This is a genomic window from Collinsella sp. AM20-15AC (genome assembly GCF_003471405.1).
GTDB lineage: Bacteria > Actinomycetota > Coriobacteriia > Coriobacteriales > Coriobacteriaceae > Collinsella.
Window position 1 is genome coordinate 1 of record NZ_QRJA01000017.1, and the last position, 26,677, is coordinate 26,677.

20 protein-coding genes and 1 pseudogene are annotated in these 26,677 nt (G+C 58.6%); 11 read left to right on the forward strand and 10 right to left on the reverse strand.

The genetic code is table 11. The features are described from left to right. The 3 genes and pseudogenes from DW233_RS06685 to DW233_RS06695 form a co-directional block, all read right to left on the reverse strand. Nucleotides 1-216: pseudogene (locus DW233_RS06685) on the reverse strand (hypothetical protein); the annotation flags it as partial. Next, on the reverse strand, nt 204-902 hold the full coding sequence (locus DW233_RS06690) for a hypothetical protein (RefSeq protein ID WP_118267381.1): 699 nt from the start codon (nt 900-902) through the stop codon (nt 204-206). The gene DW233_RS06690 and the pseudogene DW233_RS06685, both read right to left, overlap by 13 nt. 3 nt (nt 903-905) lie before the next feature. Then, complete coding sequence (locus DW233_RS06695) at nt 906-1,871, reverse strand: Sir2 silent information regulator family NAD-dependent deacetylase (protein WP_199574602.1); 966 nt, start codon at nt 1,869-1,871, stop codon at nt 906-908. 143 nt (nt 1,872-2,014) lie between these two features. Between DW233_RS06695 and DW233_RS06700 the strand changes: the two genes are divergently transcribed. The 3 genes from DW233_RS06700 to DW233_RS06710 all read left to right on the forward strand — a co-directional run bounded on the left by DW233_RS06700 (nt 2,015) and on the right by DW233_RS06710 (nt 4,774). Next, a complete protein-coding gene (locus DW233_RS06700; protein ID WP_117583297.1) occupies nt 2,015-2,569 on the forward strand; it encodes a TetR/AcrR family transcriptional regulator in 555 nt (184 codons plus the stop codon). Nucleotides 2,570-2,773: 204 nt separating this feature from the next. After that, nucleotides 2,774-3,304, forward strand: a complete 531-nt coding sequence (locus DW233_RS06705; RefSeq protein ID WP_055252412.1) for a flavodoxin family protein — start codon at nt 2,774-2,776, stop codon at nt 3,302-3,304. A gap of 180 nt (nt 3,305-3,484) precedes the next feature. Further along, a complete protein-coding gene (locus tag DW233_RS06710) occupies nt 3,485-4,774 on the forward strand; it encodes an ATP-binding protein (RefSeq protein WP_118267383.1) in 1,290 nt (429 codons plus the stop codon). 99 nt (nt 4,775-4,873) lie between these two features. Here the strand turns inward: DW233_RS06710 and DW233_RS06715 are convergent, their stop codons facing one another. Together DW233_RS06715 and DW233_RS06720 are read right to left on the reverse strand one after the other, a co-directional pair. Continuing rightward, entirely contained in the window at nt 4,874-7,114 is a 2,241-nt protein-coding gene (locus tag DW233_RS06715; RefSeq protein WP_118267385.1) for a DNA gyrase subunit A, read from the reverse strand. Nucleotides 7,115-7,159: 45 nt separating this feature from the next. Then, nucleotides 7,160-9,157 carry a type IIA DNA topoisomerase subunit B gene (locus tag DW233_RS06720; RefSeq protein WP_055252409.1) on the reverse strand — a complete coding sequence of 666 codons (1,998 nt, stop codon included), beginning with the start codon at nt 9,155-9,157 and terminating at the stop codon, nt 7,160-7,162. Nucleotides 9,158-9,391: 234 nt separating this feature from the next. Between DW233_RS06720 and DW233_RS06725 the strand changes: the two genes are divergently transcribed. The 3 genes from DW233_RS06725 to DW233_RS06735 all read left to right on the forward strand — a co-directional run bounded on the left by DW233_RS06725 (nt 9,392) and on the right by DW233_RS06735 (nt 11,047). Further along, the gene (locus DW233_RS06725; RefSeq protein ID WP_055252408.1) at nt 9,392-9,952 is read left to right on the forward strand and encodes a sugar O-acetyltransferase; all 561 of its coding nucleotides are present in this window, start codon (nt 9,392-9,394) and stop codon (nt 9,950-9,952) included. A gap of 270 nt (nt 9,953-10,222) precedes the next feature. Then, complete coding sequence (locus tag DW233_RS06730) at nt 10,223-10,453, forward strand: helix-turn-helix transcriptional regulator (protein WP_055252407.1); 231 nt, start codon at nt 10,223-10,225, stop codon at nt 10,451-10,453. 9 nt (nt 10,454-10,462) lie between these two features. After that, nucleotides 10,463-11,047, forward strand: a complete 585-nt coding sequence (locus DW233_RS06735) for a hypothetical protein (protein WP_055252406.1) — start codon at nt 10,463-10,465, stop codon at nt 11,045-11,047. Nucleotides 11,048-11,137: 90 nt separating this feature from the next. Here the strand turns inward: DW233_RS06735 and DW233_RS06740 are convergent, their stop codons facing one another. Both DW233_RS06740 and DW233_RS10350 read right to left on the reverse strand, forming a co-directional pair. Then, nucleotides 11,138-15,505, reverse strand: a complete 4,368-nt coding sequence (locus tag DW233_RS06740; RefSeq protein WP_118267387.1) for a hypothetical protein — start codon at nt 15,503-15,505, stop codon at nt 11,138-11,140. Nucleotides 15,506-15,660: 155 nt separating this feature from the next. Further along, nucleotides 15,661-16,665 carry a helix-turn-helix transcriptional regulator gene (locus DW233_RS10350; protein ID WP_055252404.1) on the reverse strand — a complete coding sequence of 335 codons (1,005 nt, stop codon included), beginning with the start codon at nt 16,663-16,665 and terminating at the stop codon, nt 15,661-15,663. Between the two features lie 297 nt (nt 16,666-16,962). Between DW233_RS10350 and guaA the strand changes: the two genes are divergently transcribed. Beyond that, on the forward strand, nt 16,963-17,943 hold the full coding sequence (gene guaA, locus DW233_RS06750) for a glutamine-hydrolyzing GMP synthase (protein WP_082435590.1): 981 nt from the start codon (nt 16,963-16,965) through the stop codon (nt 17,941-17,943). Nucleotides 17,944-18,059: 116 nt separating this feature from the next. Here guaA and DW233_RS06755 read toward each other — a convergent pair whose 3' ends face one another. Then, nucleotides 18,060-19,208, reverse strand: coding sequence for a HAMP domain-containing sensor histidine kinase (locus DW233_RS06755; protein ID WP_118267389.1), 1,149 nt, complete (start codon nt 19,206-19,208; stop codon nt 18,060-18,062). After that, complete coding sequence (locus tag DW233_RS06760; RefSeq protein ID WP_118267391.1) at nt 19,205-19,879, reverse strand: response regulator transcription factor; 675 nt, start codon at nt 19,877-19,879, stop codon at nt 19,205-19,207. Before DW233_RS06760 ends, DW233_RS06755 begins: the two co-directional genes overlap by 4 nt. An 89-nt stretch (nt 19,880-19,968) precedes the next feature. On the opposite strand from DW233_RS06760, the gene DW233_RS06765 reads away from it, so the two are divergent. The 4 genes from DW233_RS06765 to DW233_RS06780 all read left to right on the forward strand — a co-directional run bounded on the left by DW233_RS06765 (nt 19,969) and on the right by DW233_RS06780 (nt 25,499). Beyond that, the gene (locus DW233_RS06765) at nt 19,969-20,115 is read left to right on the forward strand and encodes a CD1871A family CXXC motif-containing protein (RefSeq protein WP_197032826.1); all 147 of its coding nucleotides are present in this window, start codon (nt 19,969-19,971) and stop codon (nt 20,113-20,115) included. Next, nucleotides 20,060-21,019: a 4Fe-4S binding protein gene (locus DW233_RS06770; protein WP_118267393.1), complete on the forward strand. Its 960-nt coding sequence runs from the start codon at nt 20,060-20,062 to the stop codon at nt 21,017-21,019. The genes DW233_RS06765 and DW233_RS06770 overlap by 56 nt, the downstream gene beginning before the upstream one ends. Nucleotides 21,020-21,054: 35 nt before the next feature. Beyond that, nucleotides 21,055-22,017, forward strand: coding sequence for a redoxin domain-containing protein (locus tag DW233_RS06775; protein ID WP_118267395.1), 963 nt, complete (start codon nt 21,055-21,057; stop codon nt 22,015-22,017). Between the two features lie 227 nt (nt 22,018-22,244). Beyond that, nucleotides 22,245-25,499, forward strand: a complete 3,255-nt coding sequence (locus tag DW233_RS06780; protein ID WP_118267397.1) for an ABC transporter ATP-binding protein/permease — start codon at nt 22,245-22,247, stop codon at nt 25,497-25,499. Nucleotides 25,500-25,536: 37 nt separating this feature from the next. Here DW233_RS06780 and DW233_RS06785 read toward each other — a convergent pair whose 3' ends face one another. Beyond that, nucleotides 25,537-26,670 (reverse strand): hypothetical protein, encoded by a 1,134-nt coding sequence (locus DW233_RS06785; protein ID WP_118267399.1) that lies wholly within the window; start codon nt 26,668-26,670, stop codon nt 25,537-25,539. Nucleotides 26,671-26,677: the final 7 nt, after the last annotated feature.

The window sequence follows — 26,677 nt, forward strand, 5'->3', positions numbered from 1 at the left end:
CTCGAGGCTGGGGTAGAGGTGGTAGAAGCCGTCGAAAAGGCTCTTGAAGCCAAAGGCTTGCTGCCAGTCCGTCATTCCGGCGCGCGCCATGCCTGCGCGGTTGTAATGGTTGAACCCGGCGGCGCTTGACATGCCCGAGCCGATGCCGACGATGATGGCGTCGGCATCGTCGATAAGGCTTCGAAGCCTATACGCTTCCCTCTCTAGAGACGGCATTGGGCAATCTCCTCGAAAGTCGGGGTCATATCGCCGTCAACGAGAATCGTCTCGCACGATGCATCGGGCGCCATAGCCTGGCTGTAGTTGAACACGATGTAGGTGGCGTGCTCGCAGACGTTCGCGATCTGGGCGAGCATGTGCTTTATGATGCCGTTGCGCAGTCCCACGCCAAGTTCGAGGATGGCGACCCTGCCGTTGCGATGGGCTTGCACAAGGCGCTCGAGCTCCTCGAGCTGGGCCGTGGCGAGGGCGTCTGGATGGGCGAGACGCCGCTCGTCGATCGACGTGCGTATGCTCCCCTCAGTCTCGAGCACGCGCTCCTCGTCGAACCCGGCGCGCGCGAAGTGCCCGTCGATGTTGCATGTGACCACGAAGGTGTCGGCATGCTCCGTAAGACGCCGCAGCCCGTTCATGAGCGAGCCGGGCTCATATTCGAGATACTCCTTTTGATGGAACCGCTCGGCCCATCGGCGTCGCACGCTGGCATCCGGGGAAGCGAGCCCCTGCAGTATGCAGCCGATGCCGTCTGCCTGGGCGAGGTCCCCGTACGCCTCTTGGAAATGAGCATCGGCGCAGAAAAGGTTGAGCCCCTCCGCCATGTCGAGTCCGTTGCTAGCGCCGATGATGACAAGATCCGCTTCGGCTAGCGCCCTGCCTATGCGAACTGCTTTCGCCGTCTCCATGCGCTACCTCCCCAGCGTCTTGCGCACGTCGGCGAGCACGTCGGCGATGTCGGCGCGAACGGCGAGCCCCCGATCCTCGATCGCGCGGGGGAGAAACTGCGTCTTGTTGTTTACGGCGATGTAGCTGGCCTGCGGTAACTGCGCCGTGAGGGCCCAGAACGGCTCCTGGATAAACGCGGGCGTCATGCGGCCCACACCCAGCTCGAGGAAGAGGATCCTCTGCCGTGCGTGCGCGTCGAGCCAGTCGGACACCTTGCGGTACTGCTCCTCGTAGAGTTCGCCCTGCAGGAAGTTGCCGTAGCCGCGAACCCAGGGGAACGCCTCTGCCCCGCAGTGCGGGCAGCGCGGCACGAGCTCTGTCGGAACCTCCAGACCGTCTCCCATGGCCTCTACCATGTGGGAGACCGGCTCGACCGCGTTCCACACCTCGTCGGTGCAACAGTGGGAGCACTGAAAGAAGCGGTGGTCGCCTTGGATCTCTGCCACTTTCTCCCAGGGATAGAGCTTCACAAACTGCGTGTCCTGGTTGGTGGTGAGCACGAAGAAATCCTTCTCGGCGAGAATGGCGTCGAGGTTCCTGTAGGGCTTGCGCAGCGGGGCGTTGAGCGTGGTGTCGAGGAAGGTGGCGAGGTATCCCCAGCGCGCCTCGGCGGTGGGCCAGCGGTAGAACGACCCCTCGAAAGCGCCCTTGAAACCGTAGCGCTCGGCGAATTTGCCGAAATGCCTGCGATAGGTTGCGTTGTCCTCGTAATAGAAGTCGCCGCCGCCCGCCGCGGAGAGCCCGGAGGCCCCGCCCACCAGCACGCAATCGGCTTCTTCGATCATACGGGCGAAGTCCTCGATTTGCTGGTCGTAGGGCTCGGGCTCGCGGTCACTCAGCTCATAGGGCGTGCTGCCGCTGCGGTAGGCGGCATGAAGGGAAAACGATCGGTTGGTGAGCTCGATAACGAGCTGCTCGTACAGGGTCACTGGATACCTTCTTTCAGCTATTATAAACACGTGTCTATAAAAAGTATCCATGTCGATTTGCTTAAGAGCAATGAACAGCTTCGGCCTGCTGTCGATAAACGAGCGTTTGCCGGGCATTGTCGAGCGTTGCAATTGGAGGGGTAATGGAAGCGGGGAAGATCGATCGTCGCCGACGCTATACACTCTCGGTCATACGGGAGGCGTTCTTCGCGCTGCTGGCCGAGGTCGGCTTCGCGAAGATGACGGTAGCGGATATCTGCCGCCGTGCCGATATTAACCGTGGCACGTTCTATCTGCACTACGAGGACAAGTTCGCCCTGCTCGACGCGCTTATCGACGAGGCCTTGGCGGCGGTGCCGCCGCTCGAGGGAACGGAGGCGGGTGCCCTCTGCCAGCGTCCGCCGGCAAACGATGACTATTATCTGCTCTACTCGGATGACGACGCGTACGCTCGGGTGGCACAGCGCGTCGTCGAGCGCGGCGCCGAGCAGATGGTTCCCTCGATCATGGAGGAGACTGGGCTTTCGCGCGAGGACGCCTATCTGCTCTTCGTCCACAACGTCCAGGGAAATCTCGCGGTCAACCGCCTGCTCGGTTGGAGGCGAGGGCCCGAGTTTGCCCACGCTCAGGAGCTGCTCAGCGCCTATTCCGAAGGGGGCATGCGGGCGGTATCGGCTCGTCACGATCCCCGTAGTTGATCTTGACAGCGTGCCATTTCAGGCAGGCGACGTTGCTATGGCCCCTCTTTGGTTTTCGATGTTGTATAAGGCAATCGCAATCGCCTTGAGCTTCTTTAGGGAACTTGAACAAGAGATATGGCCTGCTGGCGATTGATTAACACCATTCGTTTTGGTTACAAGAAAGCATGCTGCGCGCCTGCAGCATGAGGGAGAGGGAATCCTATGAATATCGTTGTATTGAGCGGCAGCCCGCGTAAGGGCGCTAATACCGATACCATGGTCGAGGCGTTTGCCGAGACCGCGCGTGAGGGCGGCCATACGGTCGAGGTCATCCGCGTTGCCAGCAAGAAGATCGCCGGCTGCTTGGGATGCCAGTACTGCTTCGCCCATGAGGGCGTCTGCGTGCAGAAGGATGACATGGCCAACGTGATTGAGTCGCTGAAAGACACCGACATGGTTGTCTTCGCTTCGCCTATCTACTGGTTTGATATCACTGCGCAGGAAAAGACCGCCATCGACCGCCTGTACGCCTTCGGTGCCACGGGATTCCCGTTCACCAAGACGGCCCTTTTACTCGATAGCCACAGCGAGGGTGTCTATGATGCGGCGATCGCTATGTACAAGTCAACCTGCGCGTACTGCAAGTGGGAGGACCAGGGCATTGTCACCATCAGCGGTATGACCGAGCGCGACAGCATGGCATCCTCGCCCAAGTTGAAAGAGGTGCGAGAGCTCGCTCGCAAGCTTGCCTAAGGACAAGAAGAACGCATGGCAATCAGCGTTGGTGGAAATGCTTGCTGTCCTTACCGAGAGATAGGGGCGAATTCCCTCAAGTGCCGTATAGAACAATTTTTAAACGCAGAAAAATAACTGAAAACAAATTAATCCGCGTTAAAATATTGTCAAATAGAAGTTCATGAGGGAAGGTTACGTATGCGTCGCAAGGCAGACGAGCTCCTTAGGGAATGGCGAGACAGAGCTGATAGAAAACCTTTGCTGGTCAAAGGCGTGCGCCAGTGTGGCAAGACCTATTTGCTCAGAACGTACGCCCAGGATCTTTTCGAATCGGTTGTCTACGTTAATCTTGAGAACGACCGGTCGGCGCGAGCGGATTTTTCGGGCGGTCTTGACCCTCATTCGATCGTACGTGCGATCGAGGCTCGTACGGGACAGCGTATCGTGCCTGGCAAAACCTTACTGTTCATTGACGAGATCCAGGCATGCGAGGAAGCGCTCACTTCCCTTAAATACTTTTGCGAAGATGCTCCCGAGTATTACGTTGCGGCTGCCGGGTCGCTTCTTGGGGTTGCCATTAACCATCAGTCGTATTCGTTCCCCGTCGGAAAGACCGACTTGATTGAGATGGCTCCACTCGATTTCGAGGAGTTTCTCTGGGCGATGGGGCACGATCAGCTGGTCGACGAGATACGCTCATCATTCGAGATAATGGGTCCTCTTGCGCCAAGCCTTCATGAAAAGGCGCTTGGGCTCTATCGACAGTATCTTGTTGTTGGCGGAATGCCCGAGGCGGTCCAAACGTACATCGATGATCAGTCAATCATTGATGTGGCCGAAAAGCATCGGATTATTCTCGACGGATATTCCGCCGACACCAATAAATATGCTGATGAACGCTTGAGTGCAAAGACGCGTGCGTGCTTCGATTCCATTCCACAGCAGCTTGCCAAAGAGAATCGTAAATTTCAATACAAGGTAGTGCGAGCGGGGGGCAATGCGTCTCTCTTTGGAGATGCTCTCGATTGGCTTGTATTGTCGGGTACGGTGGCGCGCTGCAGCCTAGTCGGGCAGATCGAAAGCCCCTTAGAGGCCTTCGTTAACCCTTCTGCTTTTAAAATCTATCAGGCGGATACAGGGCTGCTGGTCTCCAAGGCCGGTGCTCAACGCGCCGATATTCTTGCCAGCATCGGCGGCACATTCATGGGTGCACTTACCGAAAACTACGTCGCCCAACAGCTTTCAGCCATGGGCTATCCGCTGCATTATTGGGCGCGAGATAATCGTGCGGAAATCGACTTTGTAGTAGAGAAGCAGGGATGCTTGTCTGCGATTGAAGTCAAGGCGGGAGAGAACACAAGATCTCGAAGCCTGTCCTCACTTAAAAAGACCCATCCGGGCGTACGCCTTATCAGGCTATCGACTAAGCCCTTTGGAATGAATGATGGGCTTATGTCTGTTCCGCTTTATGCGGCATTTTGTCTATAGGGATGATGCTGGTGTAATGCATGGGGCCCGGGGCGCAGCGTTTACTGCGCTCCGGGCCCCGCTGCTTTGTAAAACCATGACGGTTTAGTCGCCGTTGTTTTAGTCAAACAAACTCGGCATGTCATTTTCCTTCATGAGGGCGCCGGCGGAGGGCAGGCTCTGCGCGGTGAACTTCTCGGCCGAGACGCCGGCGCCAAGGATTTCCTCGGTCGTGCCGACGGTGGTGACCGAGCGGCCCTTCTTGGCCGTAAAGGCCTGGACGCCCTGCGTGTTGGTGGTCGTCTTGGTCTTGAGCAGCGACGTGTTGAAGTTCATCAGGCGGTAGTCGCTCGAGACCAGCGCGAGGTCGCGGTCCTCCTTGAGCACCTGCGCATACAGCAGCTTGCTGCCGCCGTAGATGGCGTTCTTAAGGCGCTTGCGGTTGGTCTTGGTAGCGTATCCAGAAAGCGCGACACGCACCACGCGGCCGTTCTCAAAGACGAACAGCACGTCGGCCTTGTAGTCCTCGGGGTCGATGACCCAGATGACGCTCTCGTCGGGTTCCATCTCGAGATCGGTCGGAAGGTACGAGCCCAGCTGGGCCGACTTGGTGTCCTCAAACGCCGTGACCTTGCACTTGTACACCTGGCTCTTGTTGGTAAAGACCAGCAGCTCGTGGGTGTTGGAGGACGGGAACTCGATAAAGGGTTTGTCGCCGTCCTTGTACTTGAGCGTGGTCGCCTTCTTGAGCACGCGGTCCGTCATCTTCTTTAGGTAGCCATCGCGCGAGAGCATGATGGTGACCGGGTACTCCTCGACCTCGGGCTCCAAGCTTACCTCGATAACCTCATGGGGCTCGATCCTGCCCGTGCGGCGCGGCATCACGTACTTCTTGTTGACCGCTGCTAGCTCGTCGCTGATGACCTTCTTGATGTTCTCCTCGCTGGAGAGGATCTCCTCAAGCTCGGCAATCTCGCCCTCGAGCTTGGCGATGTCCTTGGTGCGGTTGAGGATGTACTCCTCGTTGATGTTGCGGAGCTTAAGCTCGGCGACAAACTCGGCCTGGGTCTCGTCGATGTCGAAACCCTTCATAAGGTTGGGTACAACCTCTGCCTCGAGCTTAGTGCCGCGGATGATGGCGATGGCCTTGTCGATGTCGAGCAGAATTGCCTCAAGGCCGTGCAGCAGGTGCAGGCGCTCGGACTTTTTGCCCAGGTCAAAGTTAATGCGGCGACGCGTGGACTCAATACGCCACTTGACCCACTCGTGCAGAATCTGGCGCACGCCCATAACACGGGGATAGCCGTCGACGAGCACGTTGAAGTTGCACGAGAACGAATCCTGCAGCGTGGTCGAGCGATAGAGCTTGGCCATGAGCTTGTCGGGGTCGACACCGCGCTTAAGGTCGATGGCGATACGCAGACCCGAAAGGTCGGTTTCATCGCGGATGTCGGCGATCTCCTTGACCTTGCCCTCCTTGGAGAGCTTGACGATGCGTTCGATGATGACATCGGTCTTGGTGGTGTAGGGGATCTCGTACACCTCGATGATGCGCTCTTCGGGAATCCAGCGCCAGCGGGAGCGAATCTGGAAGCTGCCAAGACCGGTCTCGATGATCTTCTCCATCTCCTCGCGGCGGTAGATAATCTCGCCGCCGGTCGAGAAATCGGGCATGGGCATGTACTCGAGCAGGTCGCAGTCGGGGTCCTTCAGGTAGTGCATCGTGGCGGTGCAGACCTCGTTGAGGTTGAAGCCGCAGATATCGGACGCCATAGCGACGCCGATGCCCTTGTTGGCCGAGACGAGGATGTTGGGGAACGTGGTGGGCAGCAGACGCGGCTCCTTCATGGCACCGTCGTAGCTGTCAACGAAGTCGACCGGGCCCTTGTCGATGTCTTTGAAGATCTCGGCGCTGATGGGGGAGAGCTTGGCCTCGGTATAACGCGAGGCGGCGTAGCTCAGGTCGCCCGAATAGTACTTGCCAAAGTTGCCCTTCGACTCCACGAAAGGAGCAAGCAGCGCCTCGTTGCCCGTGGCCAGGCGCACCATCGTCTCGTAGATGGCGGCGTCGCCGTGTGGGTTGAGCTTCATGGTCTGGCCCACGATGTTGGCGCTCTTTTGGCGCTCGCCCTTGAGCAGGCCCATCTTGTACATAGTGTAGAGCAGCTTGCGGTGCGAGGGCTTAAAGCCGTCGATCTCGGGGAATGCACGCGAGACGTTGACGCTCATAGCGTAGGGCATGTAGTTGACCTCGAGCGTCTGCGTAATCGGCTGGTCGGTGACCTCGGAGTGCAGGCCGATGACGTTCTCGGCGTTGACCTGCTTTTTCTTGGGCTGGTTCTTCGTCTTCTTCTTTGCCACGATTTCCTCTTGAACTTCTTATGGGCCGTCGTTATCGATTTGCTGCTACTGCAGGTCCAGCTGGTCCAGGTATTCCTTGCCGTGCTCGGAGATGTGACGCTTGCGGCCCGTCTCGTCGTTGCCCAGCAACAGGTTGAACATGGTCTCCATCTTGGTGACGTCCTCGGGTTCTACCTTGATCAGGCGGCGCGTCTCGGGGTTCATGGTGGTGAGCCACATCATGTCCGGATCGTTCTCACCAAGACCCTTGGAGCGGTTGATCGAGCACTTCTGGTCGCCAATCTCCTTGAGGATGCCGTTCTTCTCGAGCTCGGTGTAGGCAAAGTAGGTCTTCTCTTTGCAGTTGATCTCGTAGAGCGGCGACTCGGCGATATACACGTAGCCCTCGTCGATAAGCGTGGGCACCAGGCGATAGAGCATGGTGAGCACAAGCGTGCGGATGTGATAACCGTCGACGTCGGCGTCCGTACAGATGATGACCTTGTTCCAGTTGAGGTTGTCCAGGTCAAAGGCGCCAAGGTTCTTGATGCGCTTGTCCTTGATCTCCACACCGCAGCCCAGCACGCGCATGAGGTCCATGATGATGTCGGACTTAAAGATGCGCGGGTAGTCCTCTTTCAGACAGTTGAGGATCTTGCCTCGGACGGGCATAACACCCTGGAACTCGGCATCGCGCGAGGTGCGGATGGCGCCTGCTGCCGAGTCGCCCTCTACGATGTAGATCTCGCGACGGCTCTTGTCCTTGGAGCGGCAGTCGATGAACTTCTGCACGCGGTTGGCCATGTCGGTCTTCTGCTGCAGATTGGTCTTGATGCTCTGGCGCGTCTTCTCGGCGTTCTCGCGCGAGCGCTTGTTGATGAGCACCTGCTCCATGATCTTGTTGGCGGCGTCTTTGTTCTCGATCAGATAGGTCGAGAGGCGCTCCTTAAAGAATGCCGTCATCGCCTGCTGGATAAAGCGGTTATTGATGGCCTTCTTAGTCTGGTTTTCGTAGGACGTCTGGGTGGAGAAGCAGTTGGTCACCAGCACCAGACAGTCCTGGACGTCCTGCCACTTAATGCCGCTCTCGTTTTTGTTGTACTTGCCCTGTTGCTTGATGTAGGCATCGATGGCGCTGGTCAGAGCACTACGGGCGGCCTTTTCGGGCGAACCGCCGTTCTCGAGCCATGACGAGTTGTGGTAGTACTCCTGCATCATGAAGGTGCGCGAGAAGCACATGCACGCGGTGATCTTGACGTTGTAATCGGGCAGGTCCTCGCGGTCGCGACCGCGACGGTCAGCCTCGATAAAGAAGGGCTCGGTAAGGTAGTCGGTACCGACCTTCTCGAGCACGTAGTCCTCGATGCCCTTGGGATAGCAAAAATCCTCTTCGGAAAACTCGCCATCGTCGCCCTCAATGCGCAGGCGGAAGGTCACGTTGGCGTTGACCACGGCCTGGCGGCGCATGGTCTCGCGATACCAGTCGTGGGGAATGCTGATCGAGGTAAAGACCTCAAGATCGGGGCGCCACTTGATGGTGGTGCCGGTGCGGTCCTCGTCGCTGGGCTCGATCTCAAGCGCTTTCTTTTTGGCGCCAACGACCTTGCCTTTCTTAAAGTGCAGGGAGTACTTGTTGCCGTCGCGCCAAACCGTGACGTCCATGTACTCGGATGCGTACTGGGTCGCGCACGAGCCCAGGCCGTTGGTACCGAGCGAGAAGTCGTAGTCGCCGCCCTGGTTGTTGTTGTATTTGCCACCTGCGTAGAGCTCGCAAAAGACGAGCTCCCAGTTAAAGCGCTTCTCGGAGGGGTTCCAGTCGAGCGGGCAGCCGCGGCCGTTGTCCTCTACCTGAATGGAACCATCGCGAAAGGCGGTAAGGGTGATGAGCTTGCCGTAGCCCTGGCGCGCCTCGTCAACGGCGTTGGACAGGATCTCGAAGGCGGCATGCGCGCAGCCGTCGAGTCCGTCCGAGCCAAAGATAACGGCGGGGCGCAGGCGTACGCGCTCCTCGTCCTTGAGCTGACGAATACTGTCGTTACCATAGTTTGCGGTGTTTTTTGCCATGCTCGCTCTCTCGATGCTCCTTTGCTGCGTTGTAGTCATATAGATAGTCAAGGTAGCATAGCCCAGGCCTCGGACGATTCCAACTAACACGAATTCCATCGAACGCGCGTTCGGAGTCGGTGACCTTTAGCTTCTGCGGTCATTCCCTGCGCGGCGTGGTGCTCGTGTTAAAACCGTGGCTTATCGGCTGGTAGAATTGCCGCATCAAGACTGCATGTTGTTTGAGGGGGCGCAATGACTGAGAAAGAGAAGATGGAGCGCGGGGAGTGGCATGATGCCAACTTTGACGAGGAGCTCCTGGCGCAACGCGCAAAGGCGGAGGCGCTCTGCTATGACTTTAATATGGCAAAACCCGGAAGCGACGCGCAGCTTGACGCTTTGAAATCCTTGCTCGATACCGATCTTCCGCAAGGGCTGACGGTCCTTTCGCCTGCCTACTTTGACTACGGGAGCAAGACGAGCTTTGGTGAGGGCTGCTTTGTAAACCATGGCTGCTACTTTATGGACGGCGGCTCTATCACCTTTGGTGGCAACGTGTTTATCGGGCCGTTTTGCGGCTTCTACACCGCTTCGCACCCCCTAAAGGCAAAGGACCGCAACTTGGGTCTCGAGAAGGCTCTGCCTATTGTTGTAGGCGATAACTGCTGGTTTGGCGCGAACGTATCCGTGTTGCAGGGGGTTACCATCGGCAGCGGTTGCGTAATTGCCGCGGGCAGCGTCGTGACGGAAGACCTTCCGGACAACGTGGTGGCGGCAGGCGTTCCCGCGGTCGTCAAGAAGATCATCGAACAATAACGGAGCTATTAAACGATGGGGCACGCATGGTTCCGGCAAATCCGGTTATTGGCGTGCGCGTTGGCCATGCTGATAAGTTCCACTTACTCGGGTCCTTCCGACTCGGTTTTGTCCGAGTAAGATTGAATAGCGAATCGAAATTGTTATGTCCACATGGCGATGGCGGACATGGTTTCCATAATGACAGATATAGTTGACATCTTGTGAAGGATGCAATATATTTCTGTCATGTTGCAACGGATATCTGTCCATTACTACGAAAGGAACTCCATGCCGGGCAAAAAGAACCTACGCATGAAGGCGGCACGCGCGGCGGCTGGCCTTTCGCAAGCTGACTTAGCCCAAGCCGTGGGCGTTACGCGCCAAACCATCGGCCTTATCGAGGCGGGCGGCTACAACCCCACGCTCAATTTGTGCGTGGCAATCTGTAAGGCGCTGCGCGTTACGTTGAACGACTTGTTTTGGGAAGACGAAACCGACGCCGACCCTAATGCTCTTTAGGAGTTCACTATGAAATATGAAGATCTGAAAATCGTGCAAAAGTGGCGTGAATATGCCGGCCCAAAGGATGAACGCCTGGAGGCTGAGAACGCGAAGATCTACAAGATTGGCTTCGTGCTGCTTTCGTTTGGCATGTTGATGATCTTTTTCTACCAGTTTATAGCTCGACAGGTTACGTGGGTTCACAGCGACGCTAGTGAAATGCCGCATGGCTTTGCAACGCCGTTCGAGGCAGCCATGTATTTGTGGCTCGTTCTCGTGATGTTGATTTGCGCAGGACTGCAAACGCGGAAGGGCTATGTCGATACCAATCGTTTTGGGCAAACCGAGCATCTTCCTGTTGGATATTTCCTGCTTGTCAGCGGTCTTAGCGGCGCCGCGTTCGCGCTTGTTATTGCCGCAATGCGCTGTATCGCTGAGGCGCAGATCGTACCGCTCGAAAGCGTCTTTTGGTTGGCGAACCTGGTCACGGGCGTGTTCTGCGGTGCGACGATTTTCGCGGCCACGTTTGCTGTCCTGTGCGCAACGTTTTTCACGGCGAAAAGACGCCGTGCCAAGCTCGAGGCAGAACTCGACTCCTCAGACGACATTTAATGCGCAATGGGCTGGCTCTGGGTATTCAGAACCAGCCCATTTTGATGTTCGATGAGCCGAGTCGGCGCCTCTCACAAAAGTAACTAGGAGCTAGCGAGGCCTATCCGAATTGTCCTCATTGGCGGTGTCTTTTTCGAGCGCCGTGCGGCGGGCGCTGTAGGCGACAAGGCCGGCACCAACTGCGGCGAGCGCTGCTGCGGCTGCGGTTAGGGGGACGTTGCTGTCGCCCGTGCCCGCAAGCGCGCCCGCTTTTCCGGAGCGCTTGTTATTGCCGTGGTCCTTGCCACTGCCGGAGCTGCTTCCGCCGGAGCCGCCGCCCTCGTCAGTACCGCCGCCACTCGAGCTACCATCGCCGTCTGCTGTCATCGGGGCGTCGTGAAGTCCTGTCGTATCCGCGCTGTCGCATACGCCGACCTGAACTTCTGAGCGTTCGCATGCCGCGTCGGGCACATGAAGCTCGTGCAGAACGGCACTCAGCGCCGAGTTTGCGCCCGGTCGGATCTCCTCGAGCGTTACGGGATCGAGCGCCACCAGATTACGCGCCTTCGCATACAGCGTGACGCGTTTGCCCACTTCGTCGCTCCAACTCTCGGGGATGGCGAAGCTCATGCGGAACTGTGCCGTGCAACCCGGTGCCAGCACGGCGTTGCCGTTGTCGGCTACCAGCGGGTGCGTTGCAAAACGTGCGCCCAGCGTCTCGAGCGCGTACTTTACGTGTGCCATGTCGTTGGCCGAAGCGTCTTCGGCAAGCTCTGGATCGTAGATCGAAGCCATGCGTGCGTTCGCTCCGAATCCGATGGATGCGCTGGAGAACGGCTGGCTGGAGCCCTCTCGGTACAGATCGATTGTGCCGGCAGTCAGCAAAGTGTTGCCGTCGTTTCGCACCGTGACCATGAAGGATTCGCCTGCTGCTCCGGGCACCACCGCGCCCGAGGTAGCGACCGCGCCCGTCGGAGTGGCACACGCCACCAGAGGCACTTCGATGCCGTGCAGCTCTGCCTCGCTCTTCTCCGCGCTCACAATGTGCGTGGCGAGCGCGGAGAGCATGCCTCCCGACGTCAAAAATGTCGTTATCTGATCGACGGGATGGTCCAGCTCGCACATCACGAACGGCTCCGTGAACAGATCGCCTGCCAAGGTGCTGGCGAAGATGCGGAAGTGCTTGCCCATTACTGCTACCGGGTTGCCTTCTTCGTCGTAGGTTTGCCCCACCTTGCCATCGGTGTTCTCTACATAGAGCGCGCACCTGCCGTTGTTGCTTACGCTAAACGATGCCGGGCCACAGCCTGCGGCACCCACGGGCTGCGTTGCAAATGCCGATGCGCCTCGCGTCCAAGTAATATGCTGCAGCTGCTCGTTGACGGTGGCCAAAAAGCCCGAATGTTGTGGCCACGGCACCGCATGGGGCACCGTGGCGTCTGGTGGCATAACGCCCCAGCCCGCAATGGACTGGCCGATCACGGCGTACGATGCGCAGCCGCAACCGTCTGCGGTCTCGTACGCAACGGGCACCACCATTTTGCCGTTGATATTCTCGGGCTCGCTCAGCTCGATACTCGACGGTGCTTGCGGAAAGCGAAGAACTTGGCGGAACGTCAGGCTGTCGCCCAAATCATCCGACCACAGGGTAAAGCATTCCAGCGCAACCTCGGCCTCGCTGCCGAGCGCCTTTTCTGCGGTGGTTCCGCGGCGGTGGAGGTAGGCACCCGACAGGCGTCCGTCGATCAGCGTCTTGCCTACCGTGATGCGCGGGCACTGCAGGCAATGGTAGCCATCCTCTTGCAGGCGGCCGCGCGAGATGCTGCGCCATGACGTATGCGACACAACGCGGATCTCGTCATTACTTATGCGCAGGCGCACAACGGACAGTATGCCGGCTGTGCTTGCCGTATCGAAAAGGGTGTTGTCGCCGGCGGGGCGCTCGCCCGAGACCAGCAGCACGTAGGCGTCCTGGTTTCCTCTTCCGTCCGTATATTCCACCACGTCGAAGTCGTAATCGAATATGCCGTCGCGCTCCACGTCGCCCTCGCCAAACCCAAGGGGAAAGTCCACGGGCGTGGGAGCGGACCACGTGCCGTTTGCCTTTGTGTGCACCACCAGGCGCGAGCGGCCATTGTCGCCGTAGCGCACCGAGGCGATACGGAACAGGCATTCTACGCCGGCAATCATCGTTAGCTTCATGTGGGCTTCGCTGAGCACGCCGGAAAACAGCACGTTGTCGCTCGAGGGTTTTATGCCGCCACGCTCGTCCTCCGACACGCCGGCAGAATTGGCGTTCGGGTCCGCAACGGCGTTCGTTGACTGACCGATGTAGGTGTACTCATACATCGGCGCGGCGTTTTCGTCGTTCTCTACCAGTGCATGGACGAAATGCTCGATCTGTCCCGTGTCTTCGCTTTCTGAATCCGCCTCGAGCTCAATGCGCGTGGCCGCTTGATCCCAATCGCGCACGACAGGCGCGGCATTTACGGCAGTGGCCTTAACCTCGGCGCGTGCGAGCAGCTCGGCGTTGGTGACGATGGTGGCCGATGCGATAAACTGCGGCACACCACCTGCTTCGGCGTTGCCGGCCGAGCCGAAGCAGGCATCCAACGTATAAGGCGTATTTCCACCCAATGCCAGCTCAGAGCGCTGGAGTACATACTGGTCGCCATTGTTCACCGACATATTCCACGAATCGATGAGTGTGGGCCACGACCCCGACCAAGCCTTGGTGGTCCACTTGAACATTACGAACTGGAGTATCACATCGACATCGACGTCTGCACCTACGCGCAGCCGCGGAAGCTGGTGTCCATCTGCCTTCTCGTACCCAATGAACAGTGTGAGGGATGCGGCGCCACGCACAGCGGACGAAGCGACGCCTGCAATGCCGGCTCCAAAGGTGACGGCAAGTCCGATCTGGATGGTGAACGAGCCCGACGTGTTGGAATAGTCGAGCGAAATGTTCTTGAAAAACGCCGCGCCGCTGCCGTGCGTGTGGGCGCCCACGGCGAGCGCCAGTTTTGCCAGCACCCAGGGGTTGACGTTTAGGAAAAACGGCACCGGTCCTAGGGTAAACTGCTCGGTCCAATTGAGGTCGGTTCTTACCTGGAAGAGGGCCTTAATATTGCCGTATGCGGGGTCGTTGTTGTCACCCCAGGTTTTGCCCACCCAATCGTAGGCGAGCGAGCCGTACAGCTGTGTGGCGATATCCATCGTGAACAGCGGCGTGCAATGGTGGCGAAGGAGCTTGGTGTTTCTTGGATCGGTGCCCGAACCGGCACTCATACTTTTGTACTGATTCCACTTCCCCTCCATTTCGTCGAGGTAGCGGTTTGCCTGCTTGGCGCCCGACTCGCGCGGTGACTTCTTCCAGTACTCCGGATCCGGATTGCCCGAATCGTTCATATAGCTGGCTGGTTTGTATCCTCCGCCAAACAGCACGTATCCAGCAAACGAGAAATCGAAGAGGATCGGAAATGTGGGTATCCAGCACGTGAACTTATTGCCGCCGATGCCGGGAAACGCCGCGGGGAAATCAAACGGAGTGACCTCTTGGTCCATGGTAGTGGGGACGATAGTGGTCGAGCCCGATTCCGCCTTTGCGGCCGGCGCGGTGACAACGGCCATGGGGGATGAGAGCGTGTAGGTTTTGCCCTGATAGTCGAGGACAAAGCGCAGCTTGCACCCTTCCTCCAGAAGGCCCGATGCCGCGTCGAGAAACTTGTCTTCGAGTGTGAACGTCGCCAGATTATCCGCGCCTGATGCGCTGGCCTTGATCTGGCCGATCTGCGTGACGGTTTCGGGCGAGCTACCCGTGGCGGGCATTACCTTGTTGATGTGCAGCGTTGCCTGTCCACCCTGTGGCAGATGTGCCTGTACAATAAAGGCATGCGTGTCGGGTTGGTCGTTTGCCGCGTCGTCCTTCGGCAATGCCATGAACGTGGCATCAGCGTACTGGATGTCCCATTCGTCGAATGTGAGCTGGCGGAAGTACGGCTCGCCGTCGGACAGCGGACGTGTGGGTGCGGTTATGGCGGTGCCGCCCTGGATACGCGCAAGGGGAATCTCGACATCGCGGTAGCCCGCCATGCTAATGGAGATGCCGCCGTTAAAGTCGTACGCGTCGAGAAGCGTTGCCTCGTCCACGTAGTCTTCCGAAAGAGGGGCGACCTCAAAGATGGCCGTGCCTTCGTCATCGGTCGTGGCGGTGAGCTGCTTGCCTACGGCATAGCGCGATGTGAGCGTGACCTGGGCACCTGCGATGGGCGTATTCTTGTTGGCGACGTCGACCACGACTACACCAAACATGGTGCGCGAGAGAACGAGCACCTTGAAGGGATCTTCTTCGTCGGCATAGGCCGCGGTGGGCGCGAACGGCAGCAGGAAGGCATTTTCGCTTCCCGGCACGCGAGGCAACATGATGCTCGCCAGCGAGGACGCTCCAGCAACAAGTAACGAACGGCGATCAAGCATCTTGGGCTCCCATCCCGCAAATATCGGTGGAAATAATCCAATTTTGCGAGAAGACGCTTCGTGGCGGTAGTGCCGTTCGATGGCCAAAATGTCCAAATTGATCGAGCGAAGCGCCGGGTTCCGGAACGCGTTCGATGCGCTTGGCAGCCCGGTCGCTAACGCAACATATGCGCGACCAGCTCGGCGCGTGTGCCGATGCCAAGCTTTGCGTATACGCCGGATAGGCGGTTTTTGACGGTGCCCGGCGATACTCCCATATGGCGTGCGATTTCGGCGTTGGTCCACCCACGACAGGCGAGCATGGCCATGGTGAATTCCGTGGTCGTTAGATCGTCGGCCACGTCCTCGCCCGAATCGGGGTTGTGGATGCGCCGCCAGCCGTAGCTGAAGCGGTACGTGATCTCGATGATGCGCGCGAAATCGTCAGGGTATTGCGTTTTTAGGCACGCCTCGATGAGCCCCTGTAAAAGGCCGTGGTGCTCGCCGATGAGCTCGATGAGGCCGTCGGGGCGCGCAATGTCCCAAGCGGCGCCAAAATGCGCTTTTGCGGCGTCGACGTCTTTGAGACTCATGTATGCCATGGAAGCTGCCAGGTGCAGGAACAGTTCCGAGATGGGATAGCTTCCCTGTTTCATAATTAGGGCGTTTTCCGCCATGCCCAGACTGCGGCCATATTCGCCGCGCAGGTACAGGGCATGCGCCATCACGTAGCTGGCGAACAAGCGCAGGCCTTCGGGCAGATGCGCCGCAAGCGGATAAAACTCTTCGGCAGAATACGGGGAAGGCAAGTGCAGCAGGACGCTCGCGGCCGAGGCGAACAGGATATGCGTGGCGTGGACGGCGGGCGATTCCTCGTCAGTTGGCGTATCGAGGATGCCCGCAAGGCACCGGCGGGCGTCGGCGATACGGTTGAGCGACAGACTGGCGTATCCGCAGATAAAGCATGCGGAATAGCGCAGTGCGGGATCGGTGGCGTCAAGATAGGGGCGCGCCGTCTTGGCAGCAAGGGTGGCCTGTCCGCGAAAGTACAGCGCTTCTGCCGTGGCAATGGCGCGCGAATCGGGGTCGGAAATGCCTGCAACCGCAGCGTCCATCTGCCCCGGCACAAAGGCAGTGCACATCAACGGCATGGGAACGCATGGGTAGCCATCGCAGTCCATCTTCCATCTCCCAACAGCTGGCAACAATAGCAGCAATTGTACTCCTGTTGCTCGGGACTTGAATTTGTGGGTATCGCCTACGATTGTGCCGAACGTATAAAGGAAGAGTCTATTGGCGATGCTCCCAAGGTGGCTACCGAAGCCTAGCTGACCTCGACATTAGGAAAAAATACCACCCCTGTAAAAAGCTCTGTCGCAGCGATGGGAAACGCATCTCGTTCTGCATATAATGAGGTCATGTGACGGTGCGTTTGCATACGTGTAACGCATTCCCATCGAACCGAAAAGGAGCTCTGCATGGATCCCAACAAGCGTCCCGACGACATGGTGCGTATCACCACTCCCGAACTTGCCCAGGCGTTCATCGAAGAGCAGGTCGCTGCAATCCGCGAGCAGATCGGCGACAAGAAGGTCCTGCTGGCCCTTTCGGGCGGCGTTGACAGCTCGGTTGTCGCGGCCTTGCTCATCAAGGCCATCGGCAAGCAACTCATCTGCGTGCACGTGAACCACGGCCTGATGCGCAAGGGCGAGAGCGAGCAGGTCGTCGACGTCTTCAAGAACCAGATGGACGCCAACCTGGTCTATGTTGACGCGACTGATCGCTTCCTGGATAAGCTCGTGGACGTCGAGGAGCCCGAGGCCAAGCGTAAGATTATCGGCGCCGAGTTCATTCGCGTGTTCGAGGAGGAGGCCCGCAAGGTTGGCGACGAGGTTAGCTTCCTCGCCCAGGGCACCATCTATCCCGACATCCTGGAGTCCCAGGATGGCGTGAAGGCTCACCACAACGTGGGCGGCCTGCCCGATGACCTGCAGTTTGAGCTCTGCGAGCCCGTCAAGCTGCTGTACAAGGACGAGGTGCGCGTCGTGGGCCGCGAGCTCGGCCTGCCCGAGAACATGGTTGAGCGTCAGCCGTTCCCCGGTCCTGGCCTGGGCGTCCGCTGCCTTGGCGCCATCACCCGCGACCGTCTTGAGGCGCTGCGCGAAGCCGACGCCATCGTGCGCGAGGAGATCGACAAGGCAGGTCTGACCATCTGGCAGTATTTTGCCGTCGTGCCCGACTTCCGCGCCACCGGCGTGCGCGAGGGTAAGCGCGCCTACGACTGGCCCTGCATCATCCGCTGCATCAACACCGTTGACGTCATGACCGCCGAGGTGCCCGAGCTCGACTGGGCGCTGCTCAAGCGTATTACCGCTCGCGTCACCGCCGAGGTTCCCGGCATCTGCCGAGTGTGCTACGACCTCACGCCGAAGCCCGTCGGCACGGTCGAGTGGGAGTAAGCTAACTCAGCTGGTAGGCGACGAGAACTAGCAGATGTGACAAAGGGACAGTCCCTTTGTCACATCCTCGATATTATGTGCGGGATGGTACGCCACGCGGCGTGCCATCCCGTTCGTTATTTTAATGAGCCGAGTGCGCGAGTGGGAAGAGTCACGAGCATGGTCGTTCCGCGCTCCGAGCTCTTTTCGACCTCGATGGAGCCGCCGTGAAGTGCGGCGATCTCCCAGACCAGCGCAAGCCCCAGCCCCACGCCGCCGTATGCCCTGCTGCGCGATTTGTCGACGCGATAGAAGGGCTGAAAGATGCTCGTCTGGTATTGCTCGGGAATGCCCGGCCCCTGGTCGCGCACGCGTAGCAGCACGCGGTCGCCTTCGGCGCAGGCGTTGATTTGCACGGTCGAGTTGGGCGCGCTATAGCGTATGGCGTTTTCGGTCAAGTTGAACAGCAACCGATAGATCAGCGTGTCGCTGCCGATCGTTTGCGCGTCGCCCTCACTTGTAAGCGTGATGTCTTTTTGCTCGGCAAGGGGTGCCAGGTCCGTGAGCACTTCTTCGATCATCGGCGCCAGGTCAATCGCATCGTTGCAGGGGACGCTGCGCAACTCGCTCATCTCGAGCAGGGTCTTTGTCACGTGCGTCATTCGCTCGGTCTGCTCTTGCAGCAGCCCGAGCAGACGCGCTGTATCTGCATCGGCGTCGGGGTGCTCGGCGCAAAACAGCTCAACCTGAGCTTGCATGAGCGCAAGTGGCGTGCGCAGCTCGTGCGCCGCATTGCCCGTAAACTGTCTTTGTGCGGAAAATCCCTCGTCAAGGCGGGCAATCATGTCGTTAAACGACGCGCTGCAGCGCCTGAGTTCAGAGGGCACGTCCTCGCTGATTTTTGTGTCGGCGAGGTTGTCGGGCCGCACGCTCTCGACTTGCGTCGCAAAGAAGCGCAACGGCCGCAGCGCATGTCCGCTTACAAAGTAGGCCAGCACGCCGCCGAGCAGCGTCACCGCCGCAGTTATATACCAGCTCGTCGCGCCAAACGATTCTTGGGCGTCGTTCACGACGATGGTCAGCGCGTCGTCGAGCTCTTTGTTTGTCGGGTCAAATGAGCTGGGCGAGGCCGCCTCCACCTTGCTGTGCGCCGACGCTTCTGCACCAATCGAGTCCATGTAGCGCATGCCGGAGTAGCCAACCAGGCAATTCATAAGTACGCAGGTCGAACATATCAGCAGTGCCGTCATCAACGTGATGCGCCACTGCAGCGACAACCGCTTCATTTGCCATCCTCCATAACGTAGCCTTCGCCGATTCGGTTGCGGATGGGGTCGTGCCCCAACGCGCCGCGCAGCTTTTTGCGCAGCGACGAGATGTGCACGCGGGTCGCGTTGCTAAAGCTGTTGACGCTGCTGTCCCATACATGCTCGATAAGCTCTTCCTGGCTCACCGGCCGCCCCTGGTTAAGCATCAGGTATTCCAAGATGCCGGTCTCCTTGCGCGTGAGGGATAGGGTCTCGCCGCCCACGGAGGCGAGGCGCGCCTTGGTGTCAAAGCTCAACAATCCACAGGTTAGAACAACGTCGTTTTGCGTAAAGCGCCTGAGCGTGAGACTGCGTATGCGTGCCGCCAGCTCGTCAAGATGGAACGGCTTGGTGAGGTAGTCGTTGGCGCCCGCATCGAGCCCCGCTACCTTGTCGGAGACCTCGCCACGTGCCGAGAGCACAAGCACCTTGGTCTCACAATCAGTTGTCCTGAGTTGCCTCAGTACGGTCATGCCGTCGACGTGGGGGAGATTAAGGTCGAGCACGACAAGATCGAAGGTCTCGATATCGAGCAGATCGAGGGCCTGCTGCCCGTCGTAGCAGCAGTCGACGCTATAGGCCAAGTTGCGCAGGCTGCGTGCGATTGCATCGCACAGCGCCCGCTCGTCCTCGACGACCAAGATGCGCATAACGTTCTCCTTGCATAGTCATTCGCGCTTAACACGGATTTTATAGTCGGTATGGTCCAATGGGTCGCGAAACGAAAGGAGTGGTCAGATTGTTCAAAGCGATTAAGCCTGTGGCGCAGGTGGCTTTGCTGATCGTTGGGGTAGCCATGGTTGGCTTTGGCATTATGCGCGGCGAGGCAGATGCCGTGCTGGCCAAGGCAATCAGGCTGTGCTTGGAGTGTATCGGAATTGGTTAAAAGAAAAAATACCGTATCGCATCTTTTGGCGAGATTTCGCGGATTGATTCAGGCGGCGGCAACGCTTGCGACCAACATTCACCTGCCTAATTTTGCCAAGGGAGGCATCTACCAGGGGGCGGGCAAAGCCGTCTGCGTGCCGGGGCTCAACTGCTACTCGTGTCCGGCGGCCTCGGGTGCGTGCCCCATCGGGTCGTTTCAGTCGGTGGTGGGCTCGTCTAAGTTTAGCTTTTCGTATTACGTCACCGGAACACTCATTCTGATCGGCGTGCTGCTGGGACGTTTTGTATGCGGCTTTTTGTGCCCGTTTGGATGGCTGCAAGAGCTTTTGCATAAGATTCCCAGCAAGAAGCTCTCCACGAAAAAGCTCAAGCCGCTCACGTACATCAAGTATGCCGTGCTGCTGTTTGCCGTGGTGCTGCTGCCCGTCTTGGTGGTCAACGATGTGGGTATGGGCGACCCGTTCTTTTGCAAGTACATCTGCCCGCAGGGCGTGCTCGAGGGCGCGATTCCGCTGTCCATCATGAACATGGGAATCCGCTCTGCGCTGGGAAAGCTCTTTACCTGGAAGCTCGCGATCCTCATTGCGGTTGCGGTGCTGAGCGTGCTGTTCTACCGCCCCTTCTGTAAATGGATTTGCCCCCTCGGCGCATTTTATGCACTCATGAACAAGGTGTCGTTGCTGGGGATTCAGGTCGATCATTGTAAATGCGTCTCGTGCGGCAAGTGCGCCAAGGTGTGCCAGATGGACGTGGACGTTACGCGTACGCCCGACCATGCCGAGTGCATTCGTTGCGGCAAATGCGTGGGCGCGTGCCCCGTCGATGCTATTAGCTTTCGCTATGGGCTGGGTGTGACGGGCGACAAACCCGCGCAGTCCACGCAAGCCTGCGAAAACAAATAGGTACCTATATAAGTTTCGATATAAACGGAGGAACCATGAAACTGTCAAAAATTGCGGCTCTGTTGATGCTGCCCGTGCTGGCGCTGACTCTCGCGGCGTGCTCTGCCCCCAAGGGCGACGCGAAGGATGCCACGAGCGGCGATGCGCAGATTGCCGAGCTCATAGCGCAAAAGCCGTCGAGTGCCGAGGAGGCGGCCGAGCTGTACCAGCAGCTGCTGCAAAAGGAAAACGAGATCTTTGCGAGCGATAACGCCCTATGGGAAAAGGTGTTCCTTGCGGCCAACAAAGACACTCCCATGATTGAGGACGGCAAGAACTACGGTGACTTCTTGCTCGATACCATCGAGGGCGCCAAGGATCAGTTTGCGGCTGACGAGCTCAAGACGCTTAAGGCCGGCGCACAGCAGGTCAAGGAGATCGAGGACAAGCTCATGGCGCTGGAGAAGGAGTTCCCCGGATGCGGCAGCACGCCCGGCGAGGGGGAGAGTGTTGATGCCTCGACCGCAGGCATGGCCAACGGCGAGAGCGGGGAGACGAAGTTCCCCAGCTTTAAGGGCAAGGACTTGGACGGCAACGATGTAAACAGCGACGAGCTGTTCTCCAAGAACAAGGTCACCGTCATGAACTTCTGGTTTACCACCTGCAAGCCGTGCGTGGGAGAGCTGGGCGATCTGGAGAAGCTCAACAAGGAGCTTGCCGAGAAGGACGGCCAGGTCGTGGGCGTTAATTCCTTTACGCTCGATGGCAACAAAGACGAGGTGGCCGATGCTAAGGACGTGCTTTCCAAGAAGGGCGTGACGTATAAGAACATCTGGTTTAAGTCGGACAGCGAGGCCGGAAAGTTCACCTCCAACCTGTACTCGTTCCCGACCACCTACGTGATCGACCAGAACGGTAACATTGTGGGAGAGCCGATCATGGGCGGCATCAACTCCGCTGAGCAGCGCGAGGCGCTCAACAAACTGATCGATCAGGCACTCGCGAAGAGCGAACAGTAAGTCCGAATGTGACAAAGCTGTGACAAAGTGACAGCCTCTTTGTCGCATCGGGGATGTTATATGCGGGATGGTGCGCCACGCGGCGTGCCATCCCGTTCGTTTTTTGGCGCGGTTCGTTACATTCCTCACTGGTACCGGCCAAAAATGAGGATAGAGTAGGACAAACGCGTCGAATGCGAACGGCGGGGGAGCGGGCGAGCGCGCCCGCGCGAGAGAGGTTGCCGTCCATGCTGGATCTCAGAGATATTTGCAAAAGGTACGTTACGCAGTCGTTTACGCAGGTAGCGCTCGACAGCGTAAGCCTGTCTTTTCGCGATAACGAGTTTGTAGCCATCCTGGGTCCCTCGGGTTCGGGTAAAACTACGATGCTCAACGTCATTGGTGGACTCGACCATTTCGATTCTGGCGATCTGCTGATCGATGGCATCTCGACCAAGGACTTCAGCGACCGCGATTGGGACGCCTATCGTAACAATCGCATCGGCTTTGTGTTCCAGAGCTATAACCTCATTCCGCACCAGAGCATTTTGGAAAACGTGGAGTTGGCGCTTACGCTCACGGGCGTGGGGCATGCCGAGCGCCGCCAACGTGCGCGCAAGGCGCTCGAGGCAGTCGGTCTGGGCGAGCACGTTGACAAGCGCCCGAGCCAGCTTTCGGGCGGGCAGATGCAGCGCGTGGCCATTGCCCGCGCCCTGATCAATGACCCCGAGATTGTGCTGGCTGACGAGCCGACCGGCGCCTTGGACTCAACGACGTCCGTCCAGGTCATGGATTTGCTCAAGGACGTTGCGCGCGACCGTCTGGTCATCATGGTCACGCACAATCCCGAGTTGGCATACAGGTACGCCACGCGCATTGTCAACCTGGCGGACGGCAAGGTCACCGACGATTCAGATCCCTTTGATGCTGCCGAGGCCGCGCGTCGCGAGGCCAAGCCCACGCGCAAAACCTCGATGAGCTTTGTGACGGCGCTGGGGCTTTCTGCCCGAAATCTCATGACCAAGAAGGGCCGCACGGCCATGACGGCCTTTGCAGGTTCGATTGGCATTATTGGCATCGCGGCGATTCTGGCGCTCTCCAACGGCGTAAACGGCTACATCAAAAAGGTCGAGGAGGACACGCTCTCAAGCTACCCGCTTACGATTTCCAAACAAGATTACGACCTGTCGTCTATGATGGGCGGACAGGGGGCCACGGATGAGGAGGCGTCCGAGGACAAGGACGCGTCCGACGGCGCCACCGGCGGCAAGGCTAAGGGAACCGATACGATTCCCGTGGTCACGGCCGTAAAGGACATGTTCGCAAGTGTTAAATCTAACGATATGACGAGCTTTAAGGCATGGCTTGACGACGGCGGCGACGGTATCGACAAAGAGGTCAACGCTATTCAGTATGGTTACGGCGTGACGCCGGTCGTCTATCGTTCGAATAAGGGCGACGAGAAGCCCGTTCGCCTTGTTCCCAACGCTATGACCGAGGCCATGAGCGGCGGCGCAAGTTCGGCGGCAACGGTGAGCATGGATTCCATGGGAACCTCGGTCTTTAACGAGATGATTGACGACCAGAGCCTGCTCGACAGCCAGTACGATGTCGTTGCCGGCCATTGGCCTACGTCCGCCAACGAGGCCGTGATGGTGCTTTCGAGCCGCGGAACAGTGGGCGACTACACGCTCTACAGTATCGGCGCGCTGGATATCGATGAGCTCAACGACCTGGTTAACAGTGCCATGACGGCCGACGGCAAGGTCAAGACGCCCAAGACCGGCAGCGACTTTACCTACGACGATGCACTGTCCACGACGTTTAAGGTGTTGTCGCCGGCCGATGCCTATCGCAAAAACGAAGAGACCGGCATGTGGACTGACATGTCTGGCGACGCCGACTTTATGAAAGCCAAGGTTGCCGACGGTATTGACGTGCGCATTGTGGGCGTGGTGCGACCCAACGAGGCGGCAAACGCGAGCGCATTGTCCCCGGGCATTGCCTATACGCATGCGCTGACTCGCCAGCTTATGGAGCGTGCTGCCGATTCGCAAATCGTGCAGGAGCAGCTTGCCCACCCCGAGACGGATGTCTTTACGGGCAAGTCTTTCGATGAACTGCAAGGCGAGGCCAAACAGGGCGTGGATTTGGGCAGCATGTTCGGTGTGGACGAAGCGGCGCTGAAGAGTGCGTTCTCTCTCGATTCGTCGGCGCTCTCGGGTGCGGCCGGCGGTATAGACCTTTCTGGTATCGACTTGTCCGGGCTGGACCTTGACCTTTCGGGCGTTGGGAAGGACATCGACTTCAGCGACATCATGGCCAAAGCGCCGGCCCCAGATTTCTCGGGCATCTTTGACGGTCTGGAACTCACGCCCGAGCAGATGCAGCAGGTAGGAACGCTTGCCAACCAGCTGTTTGAGGGCTTTCTGCAGTCTGATCAGTTTAAGGCGCTGTCGCCCGAAGATCTTAAGGACGCGTCAAAGCTTGCTGCCGCATTCTCGGCGTATCTTGAGAATGATGCCGCAGCCCAGCAATGCCTGGCTCAGCTCAAGGCGTTGGGCGGCGATGCCTTGGCCGAGCGTCTGCAGCAGGTGATGGGCGACTATGTGCAAAAGCAGCTGGCTCCGTATTTGCAGCAGTCTATGGATCAGGTGATGAAGGCGGTCAGCGAGCAGATTGCGACGACGGTATCAACCCAGCTCAAGGCGGGTGCGGCAGGGTTCATGGACCAAATGGCGACGCAGATGTCTTCGAGTTTTGCCAACCTGGCGAGCGCCATGCGCGTGGATGCGGGCGCCTTTGCTCGTGCCATCCACTTCAACATGGACGCCGAGGATCTGAGCTCGCTCATGATGAGCTATGCCAAGGCGTCGAAGCTCACCTACGACAACAATCTGACCACGTTGGGCTATGCGGACGAGGCGGACCCCATTTCGGTCAAGATTTTCCCGCGCGACTTTGAGGCCAAGGAGCGCGTGCTCGATTACATCGATGCGTACAACAAGCAGGTCAAAGCTGCTGGCCACGATGAGCAGGCAATCTCGTATACCGACTACATGGGCATCATCATGGGCTCGGTGACCGACATCGTGAATACTATCAGCTTGGTGCTCATCGCATTCGTGAGTATCAGTTTGGTGGTGAGCTCCATCATGATCGGCATCATCACCTACATCAGCGTGCTGGAGCGCAAAAAGGAGATTGGCATCCTGCGCGCGATCGGCGCGTCAAAGCGCAACGTGGCCAACGTATTTAATGCCGAGACCTTTATCGAAGGCCTCATTGCCGGCGTCTTTGCCATTGTCGTCGTGGTGGCCGTGAGCTTTCCGGTTAATGCCTGGGCGCTTGCGGCCAAGCAGGTGCCCAACCTGATGAGCCTGCCCGTTCAAGACGCGCTGATGCTCATTGTAATTTCGGTGCTGCTGACGGTCGTTGCCGGCCTGCTGCCGGCTCGCAGCGCATCCAAGAAAGACCCTGTGGAAGCCCTACGCTCCGAATAATGTGACAAAGGGACAGTCCCTTTGTCACATTGGGTGGCTAGCTCGTTTTGCCCATCAATGTGATACGGATGCTTGGATGGGTGTACTCGTCAAATTCATCCTCGGGATCCGTGTCAAACGAATAGTACGTTTTGATGGGGTTGTCACTCGTCCTGATGGAGATTCTCTCGTAGAGCGAACCGTTCAAAAAAGCCTGCCTAAACTCTTCGGGGAGCTTTTGCGGTGCTAGGAGCTCGGGACTCACGGTCTTGACGTCTACGGTTTGGACGACAGAGGAAAGTTCGTCCAAGTCGAGCTCGATGCGGGCGAGGTTGTCCTCAAGGCTCGCGTCGGGGTCGATCTCTGCCGCGTAGCTCACTTCCGTGAGCGTTCCCTTGTTGTCAAAATCCAGGTACGTATAGGTCTTCTGGGCATCGGAGTCGCCGTCGTGCAGATAGCCGCGGACGTGATAGCCGTAATCTTGATATCGCTCGTAGGGGTCATCGGCGGACACGTACTCGCATGAGGGCTCTAATGCCTTGCGTGCGATGGCGATCTGCTCGGCCGCGGCCGCGGCGTTCTCCTGCATCTCGATGTTTCCCTGCGCCAGCTGCGGGATATAGGCGCCGCACACGATCGCGAGGGGCAGCGCCACAAGCGCGACGACCCACTTCTTTGCACGGGGGACAGGCACGCCACAGGCCTCTGCCATGGCCCTTGCGTTGGCGAAGCTTTCGGCAAGCACGTCTGCCGCGGTGGCGACGGCGCCTACGGCAGCGGCGACTTCTGCCGCGCCGCCCAGGTTGCGTGCGGTCTCGTTGTCGCTGTTCTTGAGCAGGCGTGCGGCGGCCTGCGTGCCAACAACGCCTGCGATTTGTGCCGAGCGGTCTTTCTCGCTCTGCTCGATGGCGAGCCGGTTCTGCATTTCCTTCCACTGCTTGCCGCGCATGCCAAAACGCGGCGCGAGGGCACGGTAGCAGAATATGACGAGCTCGATGGCGGTGAGCACCAAGGCGGTCATCATGCCCGTCTCTTGGAAGCCTTCGTGATGGAAGACGATGTCGTCGATCATTTCGAAAGGAATAATCAATAAGGGCAGCACGAATGCCATGGCAAGCGCCGCGCCGGCAACCTTGGGACAGATGCAGTATCGCTGGATGCGCTTACGTTCTTGTTCGGAAAGTGTTGCCATGGCTGAT

What these genes read in the sequence shown, in the direction of transcription:
- DW233_RS06690 (WP_118267381.1), bottom strand. Translation starts at nt 902, where the DNA reads ATGGAGACGGCGAAAGCAGTTCGCATAGGCAGGGCGCTAGCCGAAGCG.
- DW233_RS06700 (WP_117583297.1), top strand. Translation starts at nt 2,015, where the DNA reads ATGGAAGCGGGGAAGATCGATCGTCGCCGACGCTATACACTCTCGGTC.
- DW233_RS06705 (WP_055252412.1), top strand. Translation starts at nt 2,774, where the DNA reads ATGAATATCGTTGTATTGAGCGGCAGCCCGCGTAAGGGCGCTAATACC.
- DW233_RS06710 (WP_118267383.1), top strand. Translation starts at nt 3,485, where the DNA reads ATGCGTCGCAAGGCAGACGAGCTCCTTAGGGAATGGCGAGACAGAGCT.
- DW233_RS06720 (WP_055252409.1), bottom strand. Translation starts at nt 9,157, where the DNA reads ATGGCAAAAAACACCGCAAACTATGGTAACGACAGTATTCGTCAGCTC.
- DW233_RS06725 (WP_055252408.1), top strand. Translation starts at nt 9,392, where the DNA reads ATGACTGAGAAAGAGAAGATGGAGCGCGGGGAGTGGCATGATGCCAAC.
- DW233_RS06730 (WP_055252407.1), top strand. Translation starts at nt 10,223, where the DNA reads ATGCCGGGCAAAAAGAACCTACGCATGAAGGCGGCACGCGCGGCGGCT.
- DW233_RS06735 (WP_055252406.1), top strand. Translation starts at nt 10,463, where the DNA reads ATGAAATATGAAGATCTGAAAATCGTGCAAAAGTGGCGTGAATATGCC.
- DW233_RS06740 (WP_118267387.1), bottom strand. Translation starts at nt 15,505, where the DNA reads ATGCTTGATCGCCGTTCGTTACTTGTTGCTGGAGCGTCCTCGCTGGCG.
- DW233_RS10350 (WP_055252404.1), bottom strand. Translation starts at nt 16,665, where the DNA reads ATGGACTGCGATGGCTACCCATGCGTTCCCATGCCGTTGATGTGCACT.
- guaA (WP_082435590.1), top strand. Translation starts at nt 16,963, where the DNA reads ATGGATCCCAACAAGCGTCCCGACGACATGGTGCGTATCACCACTCCC.
- DW233_RS06755 (WP_118267389.1), bottom strand. Translation starts at nt 19,208, where the DNA reads ATGAAGCGGTTGTCGCTGCAGTGGCGCATCACGTTGATGACGGCACTG.
- DW233_RS06760 (WP_118267391.1), bottom strand. Translation starts at nt 19,879, where the DNA reads ATGCGCATCTTGGTCGTCGAGGACGAGCGGGCGCTGTGCGATGCAATC.
- DW233_RS06770 (WP_118267393.1), top strand. Translation starts at nt 20,060, where the DNA reads ATGCCGTGCTGGCCAAGGCAATCAGGCTGTGCTTGGAGTGTATCGGAA.
- DW233_RS06775 (WP_118267395.1), top strand. Translation starts at nt 21,055, where the DNA reads ATGAAACTGTCAAAAATTGCGGCTCTGTTGATGCTGCCCGTGCTGGCG.
- DW233_RS06780 (WP_118267397.1), top strand. Translation starts at nt 22,245, where the DNA reads ATGCTGGATCTCAGAGATATTTGCAAAAGGTACGTTACGCAGTCGTTT.
- DW233_RS06785 (WP_118267399.1), bottom strand. Translation starts at nt 26,670, where the DNA reads ATGGCAACACTTTCCGAACAAGAACGTAAGCGCATCCAGCGATACTGC.